This is a genomic window from Maricaulis sp. (genome assembly GCF_030149425.1).
Lineage (GTDB): Bacteria > Pseudomonadota > Alphaproteobacteria > Caulobacterales > Maricaulaceae > Maricaulis.
The window spans coordinates 1-21,211 of sequence record NZ_JASBRQ010000034.1 but is presented as its reverse complement, the minus strand read 5'-3'; the positions used below and the strand labels follow the sequence as shown (position 1 = coordinate 21,211).

Genomic DNA, 21,211 nt, shown 5'->3' with positions numbered 1-21,211 from the left:
ACATAAGCGACCGAAAAGGCGTGGGTGATGGTGAAAACGGTTCTGATCGTCGATGACGATCCGACACAACGCCGCCTTCTGCAGGCGGTGATTGAGAAGCAGGGTTTCAAGGCCGAGACCGCGGAAAGCGGCGAAGTGGCTCTGGACCGTGTGGCATCCGGGGGAGTCGATGTCATGCTGCTCGATCTGATCATGCCGGGAATAGACGGCATGGAGACGCTCGAGGCTGCGAAAACAAAGCAACCGGATCTCCCCGTAATTGTACTGACGGCCAGCGGTGGCATCGACACGGTGGTTGCGGCCATGCGTGCAGGTGCTGTCGACTTCTTCGTCAAGCCGGCGAGCCCGGAGCGTATCGCGGTGTCGATCCGCAATGCGCTCAAGGTGCAAAACCTGTCCGGCGAGGTGAAACGCCTGACCAAGAAGGCCGAAGGCCGTCTCGGTTTTGCTGACATGATTGCCGGTGCGCCGGCCATGCAGCAGGTGGTGCGCCTGGGCGAACGTGCCGCGCAGTCTGACATTCCGATCCTGATCACCGGTGAGAGCGGTGTCGGTAAGGAGCTGGTGGCACAGTCGATCATGGCGGCCTCCAAGCGGGCTGGTGCGCCTTTCGTCGCGGTCAACTGTGGTGCGATCCCGGAAAACCTCGTGGAGTCGACGCTCTTCGGTCACGAAAAGGGCGCCTTCACCGGGGCTGTGGGCAAGCATATGGGTAAGTTCCAGGAAGCCGATGGTGGCACGCTTTTCCTGGACGAGATCGGCGAGCTACCGCTCGACATGCAGGTCAAACTGCTGCGCGCCCTGCAAGAGGGCGAGGTAGACCCGGTCGGTTCCAAACGGCCCGTGAAGGTCAATGTGCGGATCGTCTCCGCGACCAACCGGGACCTGGCCGAACAGGTGGCGGAAGGGGCTTTCCGCGAAGACCTGTTCTACCGTCTCAATGTCTTCCCGATCGAGGTGCCCTCGCTGCGGGAGCGCAAGGACGATGTGGCGGCGCTGGTGCGTCACTTCATCGGGCGTTTCAATGCCCAGGAAGGCAAGTCCATCCTCGATGCGGCGCCGGAAACGCACGCCTTGCTGGCCAATTTCGACTGGCCGGGCAATGTGCGCCAACTGGAAAACGCCGTCTTCCGGGCGGTGATCCTGGCCGATGGCGATTATCTCAAGCCAGAGGATTTCCCGCAGATCTCCGGTCTCGCACCGACGATTGAAAGCGCTCCGGCATCGGCCCTGTCGCCGCTACCGGTTGGTGGCGAGATTGCCGCCAATGCGCCGATGGCCGACATGCCGGTGGAGATCATGGATGAGGGCGGACATTTGCGTTCGCTGGAAGACATTGAACGCGATCTGATCGAATTCGCGATCGAGAATTATGCCGGCCGTATGAGTGAGGTGGCGCGCCGTCTCGGGGTTGGGCGTTCGACGCTTTATCGCAAAGTGCGCGAATACGATCTCGACGTCGACGGCGTTCGCGCGGCGGGCTGATACTGCCCCGCCACGGGCTTTGGGCGGGCCGTGCTCCTGGTGGAGTGCGGCCCGTTTTCTATGCGGTGGAGGTTTTATGGAGCCCAGACCAGTTCGAAGCGTTCGAATACGGCGTCCATATCGGTTGAAAAGACAAAGCCTTCGCGCTCGGCTTCGCGCTGCCAGAATTTGATGTGCTCGCGCAGCCACCATTCGAAGCTGCGGTCACCCTCGCCCTCATCCCAGGCAAATTGCGCATCCGCCTGGGTGATCGGTTTGATTTCGACCGAGGTGGTCCGGATGACGCAGCGGGGCTTGCCGCGGCCATCGGTGATGATGGAGAGATCTCCGACCTTTGGTGGGCGATGCTCGCGGCCTTCATACCAGCGCGCGAGGGCGCAGGTTGCCTGTTTGGTGCCGGCGAGCACCAGCTCGAGCAATTCATCGCCCATGGCTTCGCTATCGCCGAACTGGTCGATATCGAAGGGTTTGTCCGAAGTGTCTCCGGTCGCGTCCTGGAAACGGCGCCAGAAGTCAGCCTGTTGCGGTGTCATGCCGGCAGGCTAGCGCGATGTCCGGGCTAGTGGAACAGTTCCACCGAGCGCTGGGGTGTATTGCAGTTAGCTGCCACGGGCGGGGCCTCGTGGCGCTTTTTCCAGGACGAATAGACCGGGCCGAGGGCCGCTTCGCGACGGAACAGGACCAGCAGGCGCCGTCGGAGCCGGTTCAGCGACATGGTCACGGCCTCTGCGTCGATCATGTCCGAGCACAGGCTGATTTCCAGATAGGCACGCAGGATATCGATCCGCTCGGTCAGGCCGGAGAGCTGGCCGTCGAGACGGCTGATATAGTCGCGCGTCGCCGGATCATCCGCCAGCGGGGCATAGATCAGGTCGGTTTTCAGGTCGGTGGCCTGGCTGAGCCGCTCCATGCCCATACGGAAGGCGGCCTGGCCCTCATTGGCCTCAAGCCCGCAGTCGATGGCGATGTCGAGGCATTCGATAATCTCGTTTTCGAGTGATTTCAGGCGGCGCAGGTCGCGGTGCATGACAGATCCCGTTTCAAGTTGCGGAATACTATCGCGCGCAGGCGCGGGGGGCGCGCCGTTTCTGGCTACAAATTTAATGAAAGCCTAATCAGTTTGCCTGGTTATTCGCCGCCTGATTGCCGCCTGATTACTGGCCCCGCTAATCGTCTGCGCTAACCCCCAGCTGCTGTTCGATAAACTCGGCCTGGCGGCGATAATAGAACAGCTGGTTGGACAGTTTGCGCCAGCCATGGCCTTCATCCGGGATGCGGATATATGGCGCATCAATGCCGTTTTCACGCAGCGTCCGGACCATGACTTCGGTTTCGGCGATATCGATCCGCGGATCCATCACACCGTGCGAATAGAGCACCGGGACATCGATCTGATCGGCCTGCCGGATGGGCGATTGTTCGGTATAGAAATCCTGCCAGCGCTGTTCGGTGATATCGCCGTATTCGATCCGGTCAGCGGCCTTCAGGGCCGGCGAGGCGACCTCCAGCGCGGTGACCCAGTCGGCGACGCCATAGCGTGAGACGCCGGCGATGAAATGACCGGGGAAGTTAGCCAGCACGGCATTGACCGCATAACCGCCATAGGAGCCGCCGGACACGGCCGCACGCGAGGCATCGATCCTGGCATCGCCCTCAAAATGGGCCAGCATGTCGACCAGATCGCGGATCGAGTCGAGGCGGTTCTCCTGGTCGTCGAGCGTGGTGTAGGTGCGTCCGAACCCCGTAGAGCCGCGCACATTTGGTTCAAACACAGCGACGCCGCGATTGACGTGGTATTGCACGATCGCATCCCAGCTGGCCCTGGACTGGGCCGTTGGTCCGCCATGAACCTCCATCAGGAGGGGGGCGGGATTGGCCGCTGACGCGCCTTCGGGCAGGTAGAGCAGGCCCTGCAGCTCGACCCCGTCGCGGGCGGTGATGCGCACGCTCTCCGGACGCACCAGGCGGCGCGCATCGAGCCCGGCCAGGTTCGGGTTGAAGCTTTCAAACACCTCCCCGCTGTCCATATCCCATACGCGCAGCGCGCCCGGGGTGCGCCAGCCATTAATGGTCAGGGCAACGCGGCTGGAGGAGGTCGAGCAATCCACGCCGTAAACGCCTTCCGGCAGGTCGGGCACGTCGAGACGATCGCCGCTGACCCGCTCCATGGCATTGAGCTGGGAAAACCCGTCATGATTGGTGGTCCAGACCACCCAGCGATCATCCTCGCCGCACAAAGAGACATTGCCGGCATCGGCGTCAGCAGCGGCGATGGTCTGAATTTCGCCGGACGCCATGTCGTAAAAACTCAGGGCAGAAAACTCGCGGTCGCGATTGGTCGCGAGGTAGAAACCGCTGCCATCCTGGCGCCAGGCGAAGCCGCCATCACCATGGTTGGCGCGCGGCTCCGGGGTCGAGATCGGGTAGATCTCGCCATTGGTCAGGCGCAGAAGATAAAGATTGTCGCTGTCCTCGCCAACGGTCTCGGTGACGATGACTTTCTCGCCGCTCGGCGCAACGGTGCGGGCGAAATAGCCGAACACGCCTTCGAACAGGATTTGCGGCTCGGCGCCGTCGATCTCGGCCAGGTAGACGTCGAAATCCAGCCCGTTCCGCTCGGTCGAGGCATAGACGATGGTATTGGCGTCGCCGGCAAAATCGCCAAAACTTCTGAAACCGTTCTCGGTTGCGGCCAGGGCCAGGAATTCGCGCCGGCCATCAGCGGAAATCATGTAATAGGCGGGGCGTTCATTGCCGTCATTATCGGCGCCATAGAGCAGGCCCGAACCGTCCGGCGCCCAGCGGAAGAAGGTGATGCCGTTACCAAAGGTCAGCTGGCGCGGCTGGCCACCTTCGGCCTCGACGATCCAGAGCTGATTGATGCCGGTGACGCGCGAGGAAAACGCGATCTGGCTGCCATCCGGTGAGATTTGACCGCCGCCGGCACCGCTGGCGAGAAGAAAGCGGGCGATGTCAGCCGGGCTGTCGCCGGCCAGGCCGACGCTGACGGCTTCGCTTTCCGGCGAGATCGCCTCCAGGCTCATATCCGCACCGGCGGCCCCGCCGGCAATATTGGTGGTTTGCGCCATGACCGGCGCGCCGAGCGCTCCGATGGAAGCGACAAGCATCAATGTGCGGAACATGGCGTCTCTCCCTTCAGCCTCGGGCAAAGACTATAGGTCCGCGGCCTTGGCGAACAAGCAGGCTCAGGATTTCAGCTTGCCGCCCTCGATGATGACCGGCTTGAAGCCTGTCGGAGCCGGCGTTTGCGGCGCCGGGGCCGGCGCGGCGTCAGCGGCAGGTGCCGCCGGCGGTTCGCGGCCAGGACTGTCCTCGACCGGGGCGATGATGTCGTCATTGATATCCCGGCTGCGTCCGCCCCCGCTTGGGGATTTGCGTTTGAAACCGGAGCCGCGTGACATCGGCTTGCGACCCTTGCCCTTGCCCTTGGCCTTCTTTTCAATCTCGCGCAGCTTGACCGACTGGCGGGCGGACAGGGCGTCATCGAGATTGCCTTTATCGGGGTCGTTGAAGGCCGAGCCGAACTTGTCGAGCCGTTCCTCCAGCGAGCCGATAAACTCGTCTTCCCACTCCGACAATTGAGCTTCGGGCGTGTCCGATTGCTCTGCCGCGCGCTTGGCGCGGGCAAGGCGCCGCAGCGCCTTGCGTGTTTTCTTGTCGTCGATTTCCCGGGGCATACGCCCTCTAATACCACGCCATAGCCTTGGCCACGATCTTCCATTCGCCATTGATATTGTAAAGCAGGAACATGTCGTCGACGGTCCGCTCACCGAAATCGATGGTGATATGGGCCGAGGCGACATGGCCCTGGGACACGGTAATGTCGTGGAAGGTGATGTTACGGTCCGGGTTGGCGCGGCCGAACCGGTCGGCGAAATCGCCCAGATTCATCGGCTCGACCCGGTCGCCGTCGGCATCGCTGCGATGAATGAACATCACACCTTCCTCAGTGTAGAAGGCTTGGCGGGCGAGATCGGCATCGCCCTGATTTCCGGCGTTGAAATAGGCCATGACCGCAGCGCGCACGCCCTCGGTGCCGCTGCCGGTTTCGCTGTCGTTGTCGGCATCGTCCTGGGCCAGGGCCGGACTGGCCAGTGCGGCCACGAGGCCGATAAGGGTGAGAAATTTGTGCATGTCTGTCTCCTCGCCCCGCATCCCGCCGGCAAGCTAGGGCGAGTGACAGGGCGACGAAACTGACAAAAGCGTGAGCCTAGCTTTCAACCGCACCCATATAGAGTTCGAGCAAGGCTTCGGTTTCCTGGCGCTCGCGGCGGTCGACCTTGCGCAGGGAGACGACCTTGCGCAGGATTTTGGTGTCGAAACCCATGGATTTGGCCTCGGCATAGACCTCTTTCATGTCCGCCATGACATTGGCCTTGTCTTCCTCAAGCCGCTCGATACGGGCGACGAAAGCCTTGATCTGGTCGCGCGCAGCACCGCCGATGGCGTCGGACTGATCAACGGTTTCGGTTTCATTGAGGGGGTCGGTGAATGCCATGGTCAAACCTCGCTAGGACAAGGCGGCAGACACTAGTGCTCAGGTAAGAAAGGCTCAAGCGCTGCGATCTGCTATTTCCACCACATTGGACAGCGCTTCGGCCTCGTCGATAGCCTCGCGGATCGCCTGCGCCACGTCTGCCTGGCGGTGATGATGCAGATTATGGCCAGCGTCCTTGATATAGCGCAGCTCGCCGCGCGGCATGCGGCTCGCCGTCACGCCGGAATGACGATGGCTCCAGAGCACGGTATCGGCCTTGCCGGCGAGGATGATCGTGCGCTGTTCGATGCGGTGGTAATGCGGTTCCTGCTGTTCCAGGTGCAAATTCACATCCCGCATGTCCGCGGCATTGTAGAGCCAGGTATGCGGCCGGAGGAGCAGGTTCAGTTTGGTGCGTTTGGAATAGTCCGCGGGGACTGGTTCGGGGTGAAACGCGTTGATGGCGCCTTTCTCCATCTGGCCCTTGCCGGTCAGGGGGACGATGAGGCGGGAGATCAGCGGGCCGAAACCGGGCCAGAAACTGGCCTTGTTGAACCACGCCGCTTCGCCAATCCAGGCACTCAGCGCCGGTGCGATCAGCACCAGTGAGCGCACCCGGGCGGGATGATCGAGCGCTGTTCGCATGGCGATCGCTCCGCCCCAGGAATGGCCGAGAATGGTGACCTGTTCGACCCCGATCGCCGTCAGGAAGGCCATGATCAACCCGGCTTCGCGCTCCGGGTTCCATGGGCCGTCCGGCCGTTCGCTCCAGCCCAGGCCGGGGCGGTCGAGCCAGATCATGTGATGATCGGCGAGCGTATCGCCCAGGGCCGCGTAAGGTTCTTCCAGATTGGAGGCGGCGCCGTGCAGGACGAGCACGGCCGGCAGGGTTTTGTCGCCACTATGGCGATAATGCATTCTCGTTCCGTTGACGGTGATGAATTCCCCGTCGGGCCCGAATTCCTCTTCGATCGCCTTGTGGGTCCGGCTGGCAATGAAACCGGCAAGCAGAACGCTCAAAGCGAGGATCAGGCCGAGGGCGCCGAGCGCCATGAGGCCGCTCATCGCACCCATTACAGAGCGCGTCCGGCCGCTGCGGCTTCGAGCCGGTTCTTGGCGTCCACGGCGGGCTGGAAGGCCGGGTAGATTTCGAGCACCTCGTTATAGGCATCGAGCGCTGCGTCCCAGGCCTCGGCTGCTTCAAGCACCTGGCCGACCGACATATAGGCGTCATAGCGGCGCGGCTCGATGGTCAGGGCCTGGTTGAGGGTTTCCAGCGCATAGGACCAGTCTTCAAATCCTGCGGCGACCCGGCCCGCGGCGAGCCAGCCTTCGGCATAATCCGGGGCGAGGCGGGTGACATGGTCATACATGCGCGCAGCGATGTCTTCATTGCCCGCGACTTCCGCACCCCGGCCACGATCCATCAGGAGTGAGACTGTATCGGATCCGGAATGGGCCCAGAGCGCATGGATTTCATCGACCAGAGCGGCCGCCTCGGTTTCGCTGGCTTGAGCCAGGGCGTCGAGGCGCTCGGCGAGGCGTTCCTCGGGCGACTGGAATTCAAAACCCGGTGCCAGCGGGTCGGCATCGATCTCCACCGCATCCGGCGCGTCTTGTACGGGCTCGGTCTGCGGGGCGTCCTGAACAAGCAGGGCCAGGCTGGCGAAAAGCGTAAGCATGATCGGCAGGATAGCTCGAATATGGCCCGGGTCCAGCCTGCAAGACGCTAGTATGACTGAGATTTAAGCAATCGCCCGGGTTTGGCTTGCAAAAAAGTGAACACTGTTTACTCTTTTCTCCATGGCTGATGTTCAGATCAATGAGAAGACCGAAGCCAAGGCCCTGTCCCCGGATGTGGCCTGGCCGACCCTGGCTTTCCTTGCGGGGCTCGCGAGCGTGCATTGGGGCATGGTCTATGCCGGTCTCGCAGGGCTCGTGCCGCTCTGGGCCCTGATCATCCCGCTCGGCTATACGACCTATGCCCATTACACGCTGGTGCATGAGAGCATTCACGGCAATATCGTGCGCAATCGTCAGCTGGGCTGGGTGCATACGGCAATTGGCTGGTACGGCTCTTTCGCCCTGTTCACGCCCTATCCGCTGCTCGAACGGACCCACAAGCATCATCATTCCTTCGTCAATACCGACAAGGATCCCGACACCTACGTCAAGATGAGCTTACCGCGGCTCCTGCTGCGCAATCTGATCAGCTGGGCGCTGCAGATTTTCCCGGTCAAGGCGCTGCAGCTCATCTTCCGCGACCGCACCCTGTCACGCGGATACATCGCCGCCGACCCGATCATGACCCGCTCCGAGCGGATCCAGTATCATGTCGCCAATTGGATCTGGGTCGGCGTCATGTGGGCCCTGGTCATAGCCGGGTTCGGCTGGGAAGTGCTGGCGCTCTACTATCTGCCGCTGCTGATCGCGCTCAACCTGCTGGTCATCCTGTTCCAGTGGCTGCCGCACCATCCGTTCAAGGAAACCGGCCGCTATACCGCGACCCGCAATACCGGGCGCGCCTGGCTCAACCTGCCTTTCCTGTGGCAGAACTGGCATCTGATGCACCATCTCTGGCCCTCGGTGCCGTTCTACAACTACCAGCGCCTCTACACCCGTATCCGCCCCGTGCTTGAAGCCAAGGGCGCGCGCCATGACGAAGGCGTGGTCCCACAAGCCGGCCCGATCGATACACCGGGCGCGGCGCCGGCGGAGTAGGTCAGCGGCCTTCGAGCAGGTTGATCAAGGGTTCCGCGTCGGCTCCATAGCGCCCTCGGAGCAAGGCGTAGCATTCCTGCACGTTTTCACCGCTCTCAAACGGTATATCAGTCGCAAGGAGCGCCGCATGGACCGGAGCAATCTGGTCCATCCGTCTGCCGGTCGGGCGCAGCCGGGTCTCGAAACGCTGCTCAGCCTCAAACACGACAGCATAGGTTTGACGGGTCTTCGTCTCGCCGTCGTCTGTGTAGATGACGCAATCGGTCTCAACAGCAATCGCATCGATATAAGGGCGTTGCTGGACCGTGACCTCGAACCAACGAGAGTAATGAATGGCTGTTGGTGCCCAGGCACGAAAGGACATGGCGTCCCAGGCTATTAGCAATGCCAGAGCCGGCGCGGCCGCCAGTGCGGCCGTACGAAATCCGTTGAGAGATCGCTGGACCCAGCGCCGGTGGAACGCAGCCGGATCAAAAGGCGCGCGAAAGTCATACCAGCCGTTGATAAGCGCGCTTTCAATTGTCGCGCGCCATTCATTTGTCGTCAGGTAGGGCTTATTTTCAAGATTGCTCCGCGTCTGCGAGAGTGCGATCTGCTTGAGCCCGGGAATGTTCTGATAGCCTGCTGTTGCCCATGCTATCGCTGCAGTTAGGCCAAGCGGAAAGGCGACGACCATCGATATGAAAAATGTCCTATCACGCCATATCTCATCGGCCAGCGGATAAAGCTGGTTCGAGACAAACTCCACCGATATTCCGACTGCAAGGGCAAGGCCGAGTAAGGCCAAGAGCATTGAGGCTACGAAATGCACGAGCCAGACCCAGAGAGCCCCGGGCACTTTGGGCCGGGACTGGAGCCAGCTGATCATGTTCTCGAGCGCGTTTTCGCGCTCGGCGGCTTGTTGTTCTGACAAGTCCCCTAGCGGCTGCCGCTGAAACAGCGACCAGATCCAGCCGAACAATGCGAAAAGGCCGTAAACGAGGAGCCCGACAATCGGCACGAGGACGAGCATCATGCCGACAAAGAAGGCCGACCACTTCAGCAACGCTAGAGCTAGATCGATATAGCGCCCGCTGATGCTATCAATCAGACTGCTGACGAATTCGGGCATGTTGCGTGGTGGGATAACCTGGTCCTGGATGAGGGCATTCCGCAAGACTAGGCCCAGGACATAGGCGGTGCCGGCGCCGACCAGCGCTAATTGCGCACCGAGAAAGACCATGAGCGCCCAAGGGGCAAAGGCTAGCGGATAGGCAATAATCTTGCGCCACCAAGGTTGTTTCTGGGCTGGCTCCGGGGCTGTCTCAGGTTCGAACTGCTCGTCGAGTTCGCGTTCCAGGGCGACAATCTCGCCAGCGTTCATGTTTTCGGCGGACGCGGGCTTTTTCTCGCGGCTGAGTCGCAGAACGATCAGGCTCTGCGCGGTGGCCGGTATTACCAGGGCCAATAGCCAGGCCTTGTCGTGCAGACGGGCCTCGGCGAATACCTGCCAGGCGAGCCAGCCGTCCAGTACGGCCATAAGGGTTGCCGCGCTCCACGCCACCCCCAACACCCAGCCGCCAAGATAGCGCTCGCTAAACTTGAACTTCAGCGCCGCCGACGACAGGCCAAGCACCATGGCGTTGAGGGCCAGGAGCAAAGCCAGTAGCGGTGCGGTATAGACGTGCAGCGCCAGGAGCTCACTCAGCTCCGGACGCAGCAGCAGAGCGGCCGCGCCGCCAAGCAGCGCCACATAATTGAAAATCAAAAACCCCGCCAATGGGCGGGGCAGATTACTGGGATGACTCATGATGTCTGGTGTCCCGCCCGCTGGCCCGACCATTGCGCGCCAGCGGGGGGAATACAACCGTGATCGGCGCTTAAGCCGCGGCCAGTTCCATCGAAGTGCGGAGCTGGTCTTCGGTGTCGCCGAGCTGGGCGTCGAGCATGATCAGACGCTTGGCATAGTGCGAGGCGCCGTACTCCCAGGTCATGCCGATACCGCCATGCATCTGGATGGCTTCCTCGGCCACCAGCTTGCCGGCGCGGCCGATCAGGTTTTTGGCGCGGGCGATGTGCAGGGCGCGATCCTCGGCGTCGAGCTTGGAAGCCGCCAGGATCACGATGGAGCGGGCCTGTTCGATCTCGATGGAGAAATCGACGAGGCGGTGCTGCAGGGCCTGGAAGAGGGCGATCGGGCGGCCGAATTGCTGACGCTGGAGGAGGTAGTCCTTCACCGTATCCCGCAGCACGTCCATGATACCCACAGCTTCGGCGCACAGGGCGAGGCGGCCGGCATCGAGGGCGGCTTCGATGATGCCGCGGGCATCTTCGCTCAGCGTCGTCGCCTGGGTGTTTTCCAGAATGACCTCGGCGGCACCGCCGCCATCGATCATGGCATAGCCCATAACCTCGGCATCGCCCGGTGCGATCTCGTAAAGACCGAGGCCGGATGCGTTCTTGGCCACGACCAGGATATGGTCGGCGCTATTGCCGCCATAGACCACGCTCTTGCGGCCGGTCAGGGTGACGCTGTCGCCGGATCCGTTCGCGGTGATCGCGATCTCGTCGAGGTCAACGAAAGCATCCGTCTCGTGCACGGCAACCGCCGCGCGGGCCGTACCGGCAATGATGGCGTCGACGCGCTCGGTCTGGCCCAGGGCGGCATAAAGGCGCAGGGCCAGGAGATTGCCGAGCACCGGCTCCGGGCAGAGACCACGACCGAGTTCCTCGAACACCACGGCGATATCGAACCCGTGACCGCCGAAACCGCCCTGGTCCTCAGTCACGAGGGCGCCGAGAATGCCGAGCTCGGCGAGTTCGGCCCATTTGCCGGTGTCGTGGAAGGGCGCCTCATAGGCGGCCTGGTTGCGGTGTTCGATGCCGTACTGGTCGGCGAGATAGCGGCGCAGGCTGTCAGAGATCATGCGCCGGTCTTCAGTGTGCGTGAAATCCATAGCGATCAGGCTCCGAACAGGTTCTTGGTGATGATGTTGCGCTGGATCTCGTTCGACCCACCGAAGATGGAGAGCTTGCGGTTATTGAAGTAATCCGCAGCATTCCGGGCCGCCTCCGGCGGGGCGACGGCGAGATTGCCGATCACTTCTTCCGACGGGAAGGGGCAGGCGGCCGGGCCGAGGGCGCGGCGGGCCAGGTCGTTGATCGACTGGCGGATTACTGTGCCCTTGATCTTCAGCATGGACGACACCGTGCCGGCTTCGCGGCCCGTCGCATCGGCCGAGAGCATGCGCAGATTGGTGATGCGCATGGCTTCCAGGTCGATCTCGGTTTCCGCGACCTTGGCCATGAAGATCGGATCGATGCTGAGCGGCTTGCCTTTGCGCGAGACCTTGGCGGCGAGCATTTTCAGCTCGGCCAGAGCCTGGGTCGAGGCACCGACACCGGCGATATTGGTCCGTTCGTGGGTGAGAAGGTATTTGGCGATGGTCCAGCCTTCATTCTCCTCGCCCACGCGATTGGCAACCGGCACGCGCACATCGGTGAAGAAGACTTCATTGACCTCATAGCCACCCTCGAGCAGGCGGATCGGGCGCATCTCAATGCCCGGCGTGTCGAGATCGACGAGGACGAAGGAAATGCCTTCCTGCGGCTTGCCCTCGGAGGAGGTGCGCACCAGGCAGAAGATCTTGTTGGCGAACTGGCCCAGCGTGGTCCAGGTCTTCTGGCCATTGATGATGTAATCATCGCCATCGCGCTCGGCCTTGGTTTTCAGGCTGGCGAGGTCGGAGCCGGCGCCCGGCTCGGAATAGCCCTGGCACCACCAGTCACTGCCATCGAGAATACGCGGCAGGATTTCCGCTTTCTGCTCTTCCGTGCCGAATTTCAGCAGCACCGGACCCAACATGCCGAGACCGAAGGGGACGATGCGCGGCGCGTTGGCGGCGCTGCACTCTTCGTCGAAGATGTGGCGCTGGGTGGCGTTCCAGCCGGGGCCGCCATGTTGGACCGGCCAGCCGGCGGCCAGCCAGTTGCGGCTCTGCAGCGTGGCATGCCAGTTTTCCAGGTCTTCCTTGGTCAGCTCTTCCATGCCGCGCATCTTGGCGACGATCTCGTCGGACAGATTATCCTTCAGGAACTGGCGGACTTCGGCGCGGAAAGCATCTTCTTCCGCGGTAAAATTGAGATCCATGCGTCTCCTCCATATCGACCGGCCCGCTTTGGAGCCGATGCGTGCGATCCGTTGGCCGGACCTGCACACGCGTTTCGGAGGAGATAATTGGCGCAAAACTCGCGGAAGGGAACCGCCTAGGTAGCTTTACGTTGACGTCAAATGTCAGTTTCGCTCAGAAGACCGCGCTTTTTCAGGTCCGCGTGCAGCTTTTTGCTGCCTTCAAAGACCTCGGCATCAAAGCCAAAGGCGCGGGCGGCTTCGACATTGCTGGCGCGGTCATCGAAGAAGACGACCTCGGACGGTTCGAAATCGATCCGGTCTGCGGTGATCTCGTAAATGCGCCGGTCCGGCTTGATCACGCCTTCATGGGCCGAGACGACGACGTCGCGCATATGCTTCATGGGCGCAAAGCCATTGATGACATAGTCGGTCCACTCGGCCGGCAGATTGGTCAGCGCGTATTGCGCCACGCCGCGGGCATTGAGGGCATGCATCGCCTGTTCGGTGCCGGGGATTGTACCGGACACCATGCGGTCCACACCGGTCTCCCAGGCGCGGATCTGTTCTTCATAATGCGGGTATTGCGCGATCAGATGTTTGCGATTCTCGGCCATGGGCACGCCGCGGTCATGCTCGGCATGCCAGGCCATGGTGCAGACCTCTTCGAGGAAGTGCTTGAGCTCGCCCTCATCCTCGAAATGTTCGCGATAGAGATAGGCCGGCGACCAGTCCAGGAGGACGTTGCCGAGATCCCACAAGACGGCTTTGGTCGCCATGAGGCAGCTCCGGAATACAACAAACCCGCGTACAGGTCGTACGCGGGTTCGTGTTCGTCAAGCGCTCTAATGAGCGGCGTGGCTGTAACTAGCCAGCGCGTGCCTTGAAGCGCGGATCGGTCTTGTTGATCACATAGACACGGCCGCGACGCTTCACGACCTGGCAATCGCGGTGGCGGTTCTTCAGCGATTTGATCGAGCTGCGGACTTTCATCGTTCGGCCTTCGGGTTCACTTCAAGATAAATAAGGAGCGCGGGAGGTACACAAGGCCCGCTCGACTGTCAACGCAAAAACTGCGCTTTGCACCCTAGCGGAAGCCGTTATCCCCGAACGGGCCGGCCGGGCTCTGCTGCGGACGCTCCACCTGCTGTTCACCGTTCTGCGAATTGAACATGGAAAAGATCAGGAAGGGCTCGTCCTTGGGCGGCGGCTGGCAGATGTCGTAGGCCAGCTCCGGCAGGTCTGTGGAGACGTTGAGACCGAACTCTTTCGCCTCATGCGGCAGGATCGGATAATCATGATTGCGGCCGCCCCCGACGAGATCGTCGGTCAGCGAACAACTGCCGGATTGGTCCTTGTGCGCGTCATTGACGTATTCGCAGGCAAACCGGCGGGCTTCGCGCATCGCCTGCTTGGCCATTTTCGACAACACCAGGATCTCGTCCTGCATGCGGTCCGGATTCTTGTCGGCAGGCAGCTCGGCGAGGAATTGTGCCGGCAGCCAGGAATATTGCGGGTCGATCGGACCGAGCTGGGCGCTGGAGCCCATCACGATCTGGTCGCAGGCCATGGCAATCATCGTACCGGCAGACTTGGCGCGGTAGGGGACGAAGGCGGTCTTGGGGCCCTTGTGCTCTTTCAGCGCGTGCAGGATTTGCTGCGTCGCCGAGGAGACGCCGCCCGGCGTATGCAGGATGACGTCAATGGCACCGCCCTTGGGGGCCTTGCGCAGAATGTCGATCACCTCGATGGCGGTTTCATTGTCGACATAATCATTGGGGGCGTGGTGAACGATCTGGATGACCGTGCTCGAGCGCTTTGATTCGAAGCTCTTCACCCGGGTGGCGACGGATTGTTTCCAGACCTCCATGGGCGATTTTTCTTCCCCGCCCGGATCGAGCATGACGCTCTCGCCCTTGGCCGGTTTCGCCTTGTCCTTGCCTTTCTTGGACATACCGCGCTGCAGCGCCACAGCGCCGCCAAGCAGACCGCCGATGGCGGCTACACCGCCCCAGCCAACCAGTCCAAGACCGGTGATCACACCCAACATCCAACTACCCCTTAGTGTTCCACGCGGCGCGCTTGTCCATCCCCGCAAGCTGTGCCGGTACTGTCTTTCCGCTACAGCCTATACAAGCATCGTGCCCGCGGCGAGTCGCGGCGTGCGGAATCCGCTCTATCGTGGCGCGGCTGCAACGCCGGTGCTTGCTGGCGCAGCATAATCGGATGCCTTACCACTTCGTCAGTTGCCCGCCGCTCGCCGCACACCTAGTTTGCGCCCATGAGGCTCAGGTTAGTAACAGCGGCGGCGGCCTGCGCGGCCGCTTTCTTTATGGCGGCGCCGGTGACGGCACAGACGGGATTGACCGAGGTCGATGTCGAGCTGGTGCTTGCTGTCGATATCTCCCATTCCGTGGATGAAGAAGAGGCGCGGCGCCAGCGCGAGGGCTATGTCGCGGCTCTGGCCTCGCCGGAAGTCATCGACGCGATCCAGGGCGGGCCATGGGGCCGTATTGCGGTGACCTATGTCGAATGGGCCGATGCACGCTTGCAGCGCCCGGCCGCCGACTGGGCCCTGATCGACAGTGAGGAAGCGGCGCTGGCCTTTGCTGCCCAGGTCGCAGCCGCGCCGCTGGAAAAAGGCAGTTATACCGCCATAGGTGCGGCCATTGACGATGCGGTGACCCGCATTGAAACCAATGCCTATTCCGCCCCGCGCATGATTATCGATATCTCCGGTGACGGGCCGCAAAACCAGGGCCTGCCGCTCGATGTTGCCCGCGCCCGGGCCGACGAGGCCGGGATCACCGTCAATGGTCTGCCGGTGATCACCGAGGGCCAGACCCTGTTGCGCGCCGAGATCAATCTGGAAGGCTATTTCCAGGACAATGTGGTGACCGGACCATCCTCCTTCGTGCTGCCGGCACGGACCGAGGAGGAGTTCCGCCAGGCCATCCTGCGCAAGCTGGTACTGGAAATCGCCGGGGCCGAACCGTCCCCGGTCGAACTGGGATTGCTGCCATGAGCCTGGTTGCGCTGATCGGCGCTGCGGCCCTGCTGAGCGGCGGAGAAAGCGATTTCTCGCGCGACAACGCGTTTGAGCGCCGTCCGGTGGAATATGCGGCCGACGGACGCGAAATGGTCGATCTTGAACTCGTGCTCGCTGTCGATGTGTCCTCCTCCATCGATGAGTTCGAGGCCCGGCGTCAGCGTGATGGGCATGTCGCGGCGCTGGCCGATCCGGATGTGATCTCCGCCATTCAGAGCGGCGGATATGGCCGTATCGCGGTGATGTATCTGGAATGGGCCGATGCCGACTTCCAGCGGGTCGTCGCGCCCTGGACGGTGATCGAAACGGAACAGGATGCGCGGGCCTTTGCGGCCTTGCTGGCAACCTCATCTTTCATCTCCGGGCGCCGCACGGCGATCGGGGCCGCGATCGCCAACGCATCCGAGCTAATCGACACCAATCGTTATGACGGCATGCGCCTGGTCATCGATATCTCCGGCGATGGGCCGCAAAACGCCGGGCCGAGCCTGATCCAGGCCCGTGACCGTGCGGTGGACCAGGGCGTGACCATTAATGGCCTGCCCATCGAAACCGAGCGCCAGAGCCCGTTCCGGCCGACCGTGACCATCGATGTCGCCTCCTATTTCGAGAATAATGTCATTGCCGGTCCCGGTGCCTTTATTTCGCCCAGTAATGAGCATCAGGATTTCGTTGACGCTTTGCGGCGCAAATTGATCATCGAAATTGCCGGCTATGATCCGGCCCAGATTTTGGGGAAGGGATGAAACGCATTCTCGTACCGGCCTTGGCCGCGCTGATGCTTGCTGGCCCGGCGGCCGCGCAATCGCAAGACGTGAGTTTCGACACCTGGCGCGATGGTTTTCGCGGTGAGTTGCTGGAGAGCGGCGCCCGCCCGGAAACGGTCGCTTTGATGCTGGATGATCTCAGTGCCGATCTGCGGGTCATTGACCGCGATGGCAACCAGCCTGAATTCGTCCGGCCGATCTGGTCTTATCTCGGCATCGCCGCCTCCGATCTGCGCATCCAGAACGGCCGCTCGGCCTATGCCGAGCATGGCGAGACGATTAATGCGGTCGCCGAGCGGTTCGGCGTGCGACCTGAAACCCTGGTGGCGATCTGGGGGCTGGAAAGCTCCTTTGGTGCCATTACCGGGAATTTTGACACGGTGCGCTCGCTGGCGACGCTGGCCTGGGATGGTCGCCGCCGCAGCTGGGCCGAGGCGCAATTGATCGCCATCGCCGAGATGATCGATGAAGGCTATGCCACCCGCGAACAGCTCACCGGCTCCTGGGCCGGAGCGATGGGGCAGATGCAATTCATCCCGACCACCTATCTGGAACGCGCCCATGACTGGGATGGCGACGGGACGCGCAATATCTGGACCGATATTGGTGATGCCGTGGCATCGGCGGCCAATTTGCTTGCGGAAGAAGGCTGGCAGAGCGGGGCGCCCACCGTGGTTGAAGTGTCGCTCTCGGAAGACTTCGATCTGACCGACTGGAACCCGACGACGAGCCGTTTGGTAAGCCAGTGGGCCGTGCTGGGGATAACTCCGGCGGCCGGTGAATGGCAGGCCGACGACCTGATGCGTTCGGCGCGCCTGGAACTGCCGGCTGGCCGCAATGGTCCGGGCTTCCTGACCTTCCCGAATTTCCGCGTCATCAAGCGCTATAACAACTCCACGGCCTACGCGCTGGGGGTTGCTCATCTGGCTGACCGGATTGCGGGCGGTGCCGCCTTTGTCGGTGACTGGCCGGAAGGCGATGTGCCGCTGACCCGCTCCCAGACCCGGGAAGTCCAGGCCGCGCTCAATGCCGCCGGGCATAATGCGGGAACCCCGGACGGCATCGCCGGGCCCAATACGCGCCGGGCTTTGCGCGCCTTCCAGCGGGCCAACGGGATGGCTCCGGATGGATATCTCGGCAGTGCGATGTATGAAGCGGTGACCGGGCGTCCGCTCGGCGACTAGGCCGATTTACGACCGGTCTCCGCATCCGCCTCTTGCGGTGCGCGATAGCTCTCTATGAGGGCTTCCAGGTCCGGTTTGCGCACTGGTTTGGGCAGGTGCCGGTCGAGACCCGCGGCCAGATAGGCATTGATCTGCTCCGGCATCACATTCGCCGTACACGCGATGATCGGTGTCGGTGACATCGCCTTGGCGGCTTCGCGGCTGCGAATCCGCTTGGTCGTTTCAATGCCATCCATATCCGGCATCTGCACATCCATCAGGATCAGGTCGAAGCCCTCCTTGGACGTGATATTGATCGCTTCCTGACCGCTACCGGCACTGACCGTGTCGACATCGCATTGCGCCAGCAGGGATTCCAGGACGAGGCGGTTGGTCGATACATCATCGACGACCAGGACGCGCAGACGGCGCCGGCCCTCCACTACTTGCAGCTTGCGCTCCTTGTGCACAACGGGCGCTTCGCCCTGCGGCAGTTTCAGCGTCACGGTAAAGGTTGAGCCCTCGCCTTCGAAAGATGTCACGGTGACCTTGCCGCCCATCATGTCGGCCAGGCGTTTGGAAATGGCTAAGCCCAGCCCGGTACCACCATGCGTGCGGGTGGTGGAGGCATCGGCCTGTTCGAACGGGTCGAAAATCGCGGCCAGGCGGTCGGTCGGGATGCCGACGCCGGTATCGGACACGGACAATTCCAGTAAATGCTCACCACTGGCGCGCTTGCTCAGCACGCGGGCGCGCGCAGTGACACCGCCCTCATCGGTGAATTTGATGGCGTTAGAGACCAGGTTGGACAGGATCTGGCGCATGCGCGTCGGATCGCCCTTATACCAGCCGCGCGCCTGTTCCTCGATCTTCACATCGAGCTTGAGCCCCTTGGCGACGGCGGCCGGGCGGAAGGCGCTGTCGACCCAGTTGAGGATCTGTTCGACCGACATGTCGATCTCTTCCAGCCCGACCTGGTCGGCTTCGATCTTGGACAGGTCAAGCACGTCATTGACCACGGCCAGCAGCAAGTCGCCGGAGGCCGAGATCGTCGTCACCATTCGCTTTTGATCATCATCGAGCTTGGTCGCATCCAGCGCGGCGGCCATGCCGAGCACGCCATTCAGGGGCGTGCGGATTTCATGGCTCATCTGGGCCAGGAAAGTACTCTTGGTCGCATTGGCCTTTTCCGCATCGATACGGGCCAGGCGCATCTTACGCATCGACCGTTGTACCGAAGCAGCGGCCCGGCGGAAGATCAGGAAGGCCTCCAGCATGAGGACGATGAGGGTGATGATATAGGCGACCCATTCCAGCCGTTCGAGGTGGGCGGCGCGATCATTGGCGGCCTGCTCGAACGCGTTGGTAGCGTCGTTCAGCAGGGGCAGGATCAGCTCGGCTTCCTGGGCGAGCAGGACCGACATGTCGCGCGAGCCACGGCTCTCCATGGCGGCGCGGGCATCGACCACGAATTGATGCGACAGCGGATCCAGCGCGTGTGGTCCCTCGGTATAGATGGCGCTGATATACGGACTGTCGGCCGCAGCCATCATCAAACGCTGATGCGAAGTGAGAAAGGTTGTGATCGCGCTGTCCAGCCGGTCGCGGATCGGTATCTCCGACTCGGTGATTTCACCGCTATGGTATTCGAACACCAGCATGGTGATGCGCTGCGACAGCATGCGCTGGCGCCCGGCCTCATTGATCAGTCGAGCATCTTCGGAACCGGCATGCGAGGATACCAGCGACAGGCCCAAAAGCGCTGTCGCCATGACGGCAATCAGCGACAGGGCAATAATATAGCGAAGCGTGAGCGCTTTGGCGTTCATGGCTGACTTTCATCCACCCGGATGCTTCTTCTAGCAGAGCAGGGTTTAGAGAAGTCTAATGCGACCAAATTCGACGATCAGAGCGGTGGGCGCGGTTCCGGTTTGATCTTCACAGCCTCGGCCGCCTTGGCGATGCCGGGATGGAACCAGGCGATCAGCACAGCCACTGAGGCCAGGACAGCGGCGGCGATATAGGGGGCAAACATGCCCAGCTGATTGAACAGGAACAGCCCGCCGACCGGCCCGATGATGAAGCCAAGCCCGGCGGTCGCTGTCGTCAGTCCGGCCGCGCGACCCTGTTCTTCCGGGCTCACCGCGATGGAGGCCCCGCCGACGAAGCCGGACCGCGCCAGTCCGAAGGCGAAGCTGATCAGGATATAGGCGAAGACGATACCGCCATAATTGCTGGCGAACAGCATGAAGCTCGAGCCGGCGACGGTGATGATGGCGCCATGCGTCATCAACAGGCGCGGCGTCGCCTTCATGGCCGGGATCACCACCAGCTGTGCCACGATCAGCGCTCCGGCACCGGTCGCCAGGGCAATAGAGGAGAGTTGCAGCCCCATGGCCTCGTCCAGCGATAGCCGGTCCATAATAAAGAAGGCAATCGAGGACAGGCTCAGCGACTGGGTCACCCAGATCACGGCGCCGTAAATCATGAACGGGAAAATGCGCGGGTCGGCCCCGAAAGCGAATTGCTTGAGCGGGTTGATCGGCCGGTTCTGGACCTGGGGCGGGGTTTTTTCTGGCAGGTAAAGCCAGACCGCAAAGGCACCGAGAGCCACGATGATCGAGATCATCACCATAAAGGCGGCGATGCCGAGCCATTCGACAAAACTGGCCGCCAGGGCCGGCCCGATCACCGCGCCGAGGCCGAAAGCGGCAGTCAGGCCGGCGAGGGCCTCGGTTCGCTCTGCCGGACTGGTGCGGTCGGCCACATAAGCCTGGGCCGACGGGTTGGTGGCCGAGCCCAGCGAGCCGAACAGGGCGCGGGCCAGGGCCATGGCGAAGATTGCGCCAAGCGGCGGGATCCAGGCATTCTCTCCGGCCCAGGTCGCAATCGCGAAGACCAGGGTAGAGATCGAAAATGCTGACAGGCCGAAAACGATAAAGGGTTTGCGCCCCCGGCGGTCCGATAGCGCGCCCCAGATCGGGGTCATGGTCATGAACAGGACCGCGGACAGGGTATAGATCGCCCCGACCCAGTATTCCGCCACATCGAGTTCACGGGCCAGAGGCGGCAGGATGGCAAACAGCATATTGTTGCCGATGCCTGTGGCCATCAGGCAGAGGAAAAGCAGGCGAAAAGCGGCCCGGCGTTCATCTTCTGATGACGGATGCGAGGGATCATAGGGATCAGGCGGATCATAGGGCGCGCTCATGGCGCCAGAGGTATCCGAATTTGCCGCGAAGTCCATGCAAGCGGTGTGGATACCGGATATTCGCCGCCGGAATAAACCTCCTGATAACCCTTATTCAACGGGACATTAAGCTTAACCGGTCATAGTGCGCCTTAATCGGACGAATAAATGAGGTCCGAAAGCACAGGTGGACGGGTAGATGTTCCAGATTATCGGCATTGTGGTCGTGT

21 protein-coding genes are annotated in these 21,211 nt (G+C 62.1%); 5 read left to right on the top strand and 16 right to left on the bottom strand.

Annotation, left to right across the window (positions count from 1 at the left end; genetic code table 11):
- Nucleotides 1-27: 27 nt before the first annotated feature.
- Nucleotides 28-1,485 (top strand): sigma-54 dependent transcriptional regulator, encoded by a 1,458-nt coding sequence (locus Q1V57_RS05140; RefSeq protein ID WP_300528247.1) that lies wholly within the window; start codon nt 28-30, stop codon nt 1,483-1,485.
- Between the two features lie 74 nt (nt 1,486-1,559).
- Here the strand turns inward: Q1V57_RS05140 and Q1V57_RS05135 are convergent, their stop codons facing one another.
- The 8 genes from Q1V57_RS05135 to Q1V57_RS05100 form a co-directional block, all read right to left on the bottom strand.
- Nucleotides 1,560-2,018, bottom strand: coding sequence for an ASCH domain-containing protein (locus Q1V57_RS05135; protein WP_300528245.1), 459 nt, complete (start codon nt 2,016-2,018; stop codon nt 1,560-1,562).
- A 26-nt stretch (nt 2,019-2,044) separates the two neighbouring features.
- Nucleotides 2,045-2,512, bottom strand: a complete 468-nt coding sequence (locus tag Q1V57_RS05130; protein WP_300528244.1) for a hypothetical protein — start codon at nt 2,510-2,512, stop codon at nt 2,045-2,047.
- A 139-nt stretch (nt 2,513-2,651) separates the two neighbouring features.
- Complete coding sequence (locus tag Q1V57_RS05125; protein WP_300528243.1) at nt 2,652-4,628, bottom strand: S9 family peptidase; 1,977 nt, start codon at nt 4,626-4,628, stop codon at nt 2,652-2,654.
- Nucleotides 4,629-4,691: 63 nt separating this feature from the next.
- Nucleotides 4,692-5,183: a hypothetical protein gene (locus tag Q1V57_RS05120; protein WP_300528241.1), complete on the bottom strand. Its 492-nt coding sequence runs from the start codon at nt 5,181-5,183 to the stop codon at nt 4,692-4,694.
- Nucleotides 5,184-5,190: 7 nt separating this feature from the next.
- Nucleotides 5,191-5,640, bottom strand: coding sequence for a nuclear transport factor 2 family protein (locus tag Q1V57_RS05115; RefSeq protein ID WP_300528239.1), 450 nt, complete (start codon nt 5,638-5,640; stop codon nt 5,191-5,193).
- Nucleotides 5,641-5,716: 76 nt separating this feature from the next.
- A complete protein-coding gene (locus Q1V57_RS05110; RefSeq protein WP_300528237.1) occupies nt 5,717-6,004 on the bottom strand; it encodes a DUF2312 domain-containing protein in 288 nt (95 codons plus the stop codon).
- A gap of 54 nt (nt 6,005-6,058) precedes the next feature.
- Nucleotides 6,059-7,057, bottom strand: a complete 999-nt coding sequence (locus Q1V57_RS05105) for an alpha/beta hydrolase (RefSeq protein WP_300528235.1) — start codon at nt 7,055-7,057, stop codon at nt 6,059-6,061.
- Nucleotides 7,057-7,665: a hypothetical protein gene (locus Q1V57_RS05100; RefSeq protein WP_300528233.1), complete on the bottom strand. Its 609-nt coding sequence runs from the start codon at nt 7,663-7,665 to the stop codon at nt 7,057-7,059. Before Q1V57_RS05100 ends, Q1V57_RS05105 begins: the two co-directional genes overlap by 1 nt.
- 121 nt (nt 7,666-7,786) lie before the next feature.
- Here Q1V57_RS05100 and Q1V57_RS05095 point away from each other — a divergent pair, with 121 nt between their 5' ends.
- A complete protein-coding gene (locus tag Q1V57_RS05095) occupies nt 7,787-8,704 on the top strand; it encodes a fatty acid desaturase (protein ID WP_300528230.1) in 918 nt (305 codons plus the stop codon).
- Nucleotide 8,705: 1 nt separating this feature from the next.
- Here Q1V57_RS05095 and Q1V57_RS05090 read toward each other — a convergent pair whose 3' ends face one another.
- From Q1V57_RS05090 to Q1V57_RS05065, 6 genes are all read right to left on the bottom strand, one after another.
- Nucleotides 8,706-10,493: a hypothetical protein gene (locus Q1V57_RS05090; protein ID WP_300528227.1), complete on the bottom strand. Its 1,788-nt coding sequence runs from the start codon at nt 10,491-10,493 to the stop codon at nt 8,706-8,708.
- 70 nt (nt 10,494-10,563) lie between these two features.
- Nucleotides 10,564-11,640 (bottom strand): acyl-CoA dehydrogenase family protein, encoded by a 1,077-nt coding sequence (locus tag Q1V57_RS05085; RefSeq protein ID WP_300528224.1) that lies wholly within the window; start codon nt 11,638-11,640, stop codon nt 10,564-10,566.
- Between the two features lie 5 nt (nt 11,641-11,645).
- Nucleotides 11,646-12,833: an acyl-CoA dehydrogenase family protein gene (locus Q1V57_RS05080; protein WP_300528221.1), complete on the bottom strand. Its 1,188-nt coding sequence runs from the start codon at nt 12,831-12,833 to the stop codon at nt 11,646-11,648.
- A gap of 137 nt (nt 12,834-12,970) precedes the next feature.
- Nucleotides 12,971-13,591: an HAD family phosphatase gene (locus Q1V57_RS05075; RefSeq protein ID WP_300528219.1), complete on the bottom strand. Its 621-nt coding sequence runs from the start codon at nt 13,589-13,591 to the stop codon at nt 12,971-12,973.
- A gap of 88 nt (nt 13,592-13,679) precedes the next feature.
- Nucleotides 13,680-13,805, bottom strand: a complete 126-nt coding sequence (ykgO, locus tag Q1V57_RS05070) for a type B 50S ribosomal protein L36 (protein ID WP_011644457.1) — start codon at nt 13,803-13,805, stop codon at nt 13,680-13,682.
- Between the two features lie 94 nt (nt 13,806-13,899).
- Entirely contained in the window at nt 13,900-14,862 is a 963-nt protein-coding gene (locus tag Q1V57_RS05065) for a hypothetical protein (RefSeq protein WP_300528215.1), read from the bottom strand.
- A 294-nt stretch (nt 14,863-15,156) separates the two neighbouring features.
- On the opposite strand from Q1V57_RS05065, the gene Q1V57_RS05060 reads away from it, so the two are divergent.
- The 3 genes from Q1V57_RS05060 to Q1V57_RS05050 are packed head-to-tail and all read left to right on the top strand — an operon-like array spanning nt 15,157 to nt 17,812.
- A complete protein-coding gene (locus Q1V57_RS05060) occupies nt 15,157-15,837 on the top strand; it encodes a DUF1194 domain-containing protein (RefSeq protein WP_300528214.1) in 681 nt (226 codons plus the stop codon).
- The gene (locus tag Q1V57_RS05055) at nt 15,834-16,607 is read left to right on the top strand and encodes a DUF1194 domain-containing protein (RefSeq protein ID WP_300528212.1); all 774 of its coding nucleotides are present in this window, start codon (nt 15,834-15,836) and stop codon (nt 16,605-16,607) included. Before Q1V57_RS05060 ends, Q1V57_RS05055 begins: the two co-directional genes overlap by 4 nt.
- Nucleotides 16,604-17,812, top strand: a complete 1,209-nt coding sequence (locus Q1V57_RS05050; RefSeq protein WP_300528209.1) for a lytic murein transglycosylase — start codon at nt 16,604-16,606, stop codon at nt 17,810-17,812. The genes Q1V57_RS05055 and Q1V57_RS05050 overlap by 4 nt, the downstream gene beginning before the upstream one ends.
- On the opposite strand, the gene Q1V57_RS05045 is transcribed toward Q1V57_RS05050, so the two are convergent.
- Entirely contained in the window at nt 17,809-19,620 is a 1,812-nt protein-coding gene (locus Q1V57_RS05045; RefSeq protein WP_300528207.1) for an ATP-binding protein, read from the bottom strand. The two genes, Q1V57_RS05050 and Q1V57_RS05045, sit on opposite strands and share 4 nt — an antisense overlap.
- Nucleotides 19,621-19,697: 77 nt before the next feature.
- On the bottom strand, nt 19,698-21,002 hold the full coding sequence (locus tag Q1V57_RS05040; protein WP_300528205.1) for an MFS transporter: 1,305 nt from the start codon (nt 21,000-21,002) through the stop codon (nt 19,698-19,700).
- Nucleotides 21,003-21,211: the final 209 nt, after the last annotated feature.

Excerpts from the sequence above, each read along its gene's own strand:
- Q1V57_RS05140 (WP_300528247.1), top strand. The coding sequence starts at position 28 with ATGGTGAAAACGGTTCTGATCGTCGATGACGATCCGACACAACGCCGC.
- Q1V57_RS05135 (WP_300528245.1), bottom strand. The coding sequence starts at position 2,018 with ATGACACCGCAACAGGCTGACTTCTGGCGCCGTTTCCAGGACGCGACC.
- Q1V57_RS05130 (WP_300528244.1), bottom strand. The coding sequence starts at position 2,512 with ATGCACCGCGACCTGCGCCGCCTGAAATCACTCGAAAACGAGATTATC.
- Q1V57_RS05125 (WP_300528243.1), bottom strand. The coding sequence starts at position 4,628 with ATGTTCCGCACATTGATGCTTGTCGCTTCCATCGGAGCGCTCGGCGCG.
- Q1V57_RS05120 (WP_300528241.1), bottom strand. The coding sequence starts at position 5,183 with ATGCCCCGGGAAATCGACGACAAGAAAACACGCAAGGCGCTGCGGCGC.
- Q1V57_RS05115 (WP_300528239.1), bottom strand. The coding sequence starts at position 5,640 with ATGCACAAATTTCTCACCCTTATCGGCCTCGTGGCCGCACTGGCCAGT.
- Q1V57_RS05110 (WP_300528237.1), bottom strand. The coding sequence starts at position 6,004 with ATGGCATTCACCGACCCCCTCAATGAAACCGAAACCGTTGATCAGTCC.
- Q1V57_RS05105 (WP_300528235.1), bottom strand. The coding sequence starts at position 7,057 with ATGGGTGCGATGAGCGGCCTCATGGCGCTCGGCGCCCTCGGCCTGATC.
- Q1V57_RS05100 (WP_300528233.1), bottom strand. The coding sequence starts at position 7,665 with ATGCTTACGCTTTTCGCCAGCCTGGCCCTGCTTGTTCAGGACGCCCCG.
- Q1V57_RS05095 (WP_300528230.1), top strand. The coding sequence starts at position 7,787 with ATGGCTGATGTTCAGATCAATGAGAAGACCGAAGCCAAGGCCCTGTCC.
- Q1V57_RS05090 (WP_300528227.1), bottom strand. The coding sequence starts at position 10,493 with ATGAGTCATCCCAGTAATCTGCCCCGCCCATTGGCGGGGTTTTTGATT.
- Q1V57_RS05085 (WP_300528224.1), bottom strand. The coding sequence starts at position 11,640 with ATGGATTTCACGCACACTGAAGACCGGCGCATGATCTCTGACAGCCTG.
- Q1V57_RS05080 (WP_300528221.1), bottom strand. The coding sequence starts at position 12,833 with ATGGATCTCAATTTTACCGCGGAAGAAGATGCTTTCCGCGCCGAAGTC.
- Q1V57_RS05075 (WP_300528219.1), bottom strand. The coding sequence starts at position 13,591 with ATGGCGACCAAAGCCGTCTTGTGGGATCTCGGCAACGTCCTCCTGGAC.
- ykgO (WP_011644457.1), bottom strand. The coding sequence starts at position 13,805 with ATGAAAGTCCGCAGCTCGATCAAATCGCTGAAGAACCGCCACCGCGAT.
- Q1V57_RS05065 (WP_300528215.1), bottom strand. The coding sequence starts at position 14,862 with ATGTTGGGTGTGATCACCGGTCTTGGACTGGTTGGCTGGGGCGGTGTA.
- Q1V57_RS05055 (WP_300528212.1), top strand. The coding sequence starts at position 15,834 with ATGAGCCTGGTTGCGCTGATCGGCGCTGCGGCCCTGCTGAGCGGCGGA.
- Q1V57_RS05050 (WP_300528209.1), top strand. The coding sequence starts at position 16,604 with ATGAAACGCATTCTCGTACCGGCCTTGGCCGCGCTGATGCTTGCTGGC.
- Q1V57_RS05045 (WP_300528207.1), bottom strand. The coding sequence starts at position 19,620 with ATGAACGCCAAAGCGCTCACGCTTCGCTATATTATTGCCCTGTCGCTG.
- Q1V57_RS05040 (WP_300528205.1), bottom strand. The coding sequence starts at position 21,002 with ATGAGCGCGCCCTATGATCCGCCTGATCCCTATGATCCCTCGCATCCG.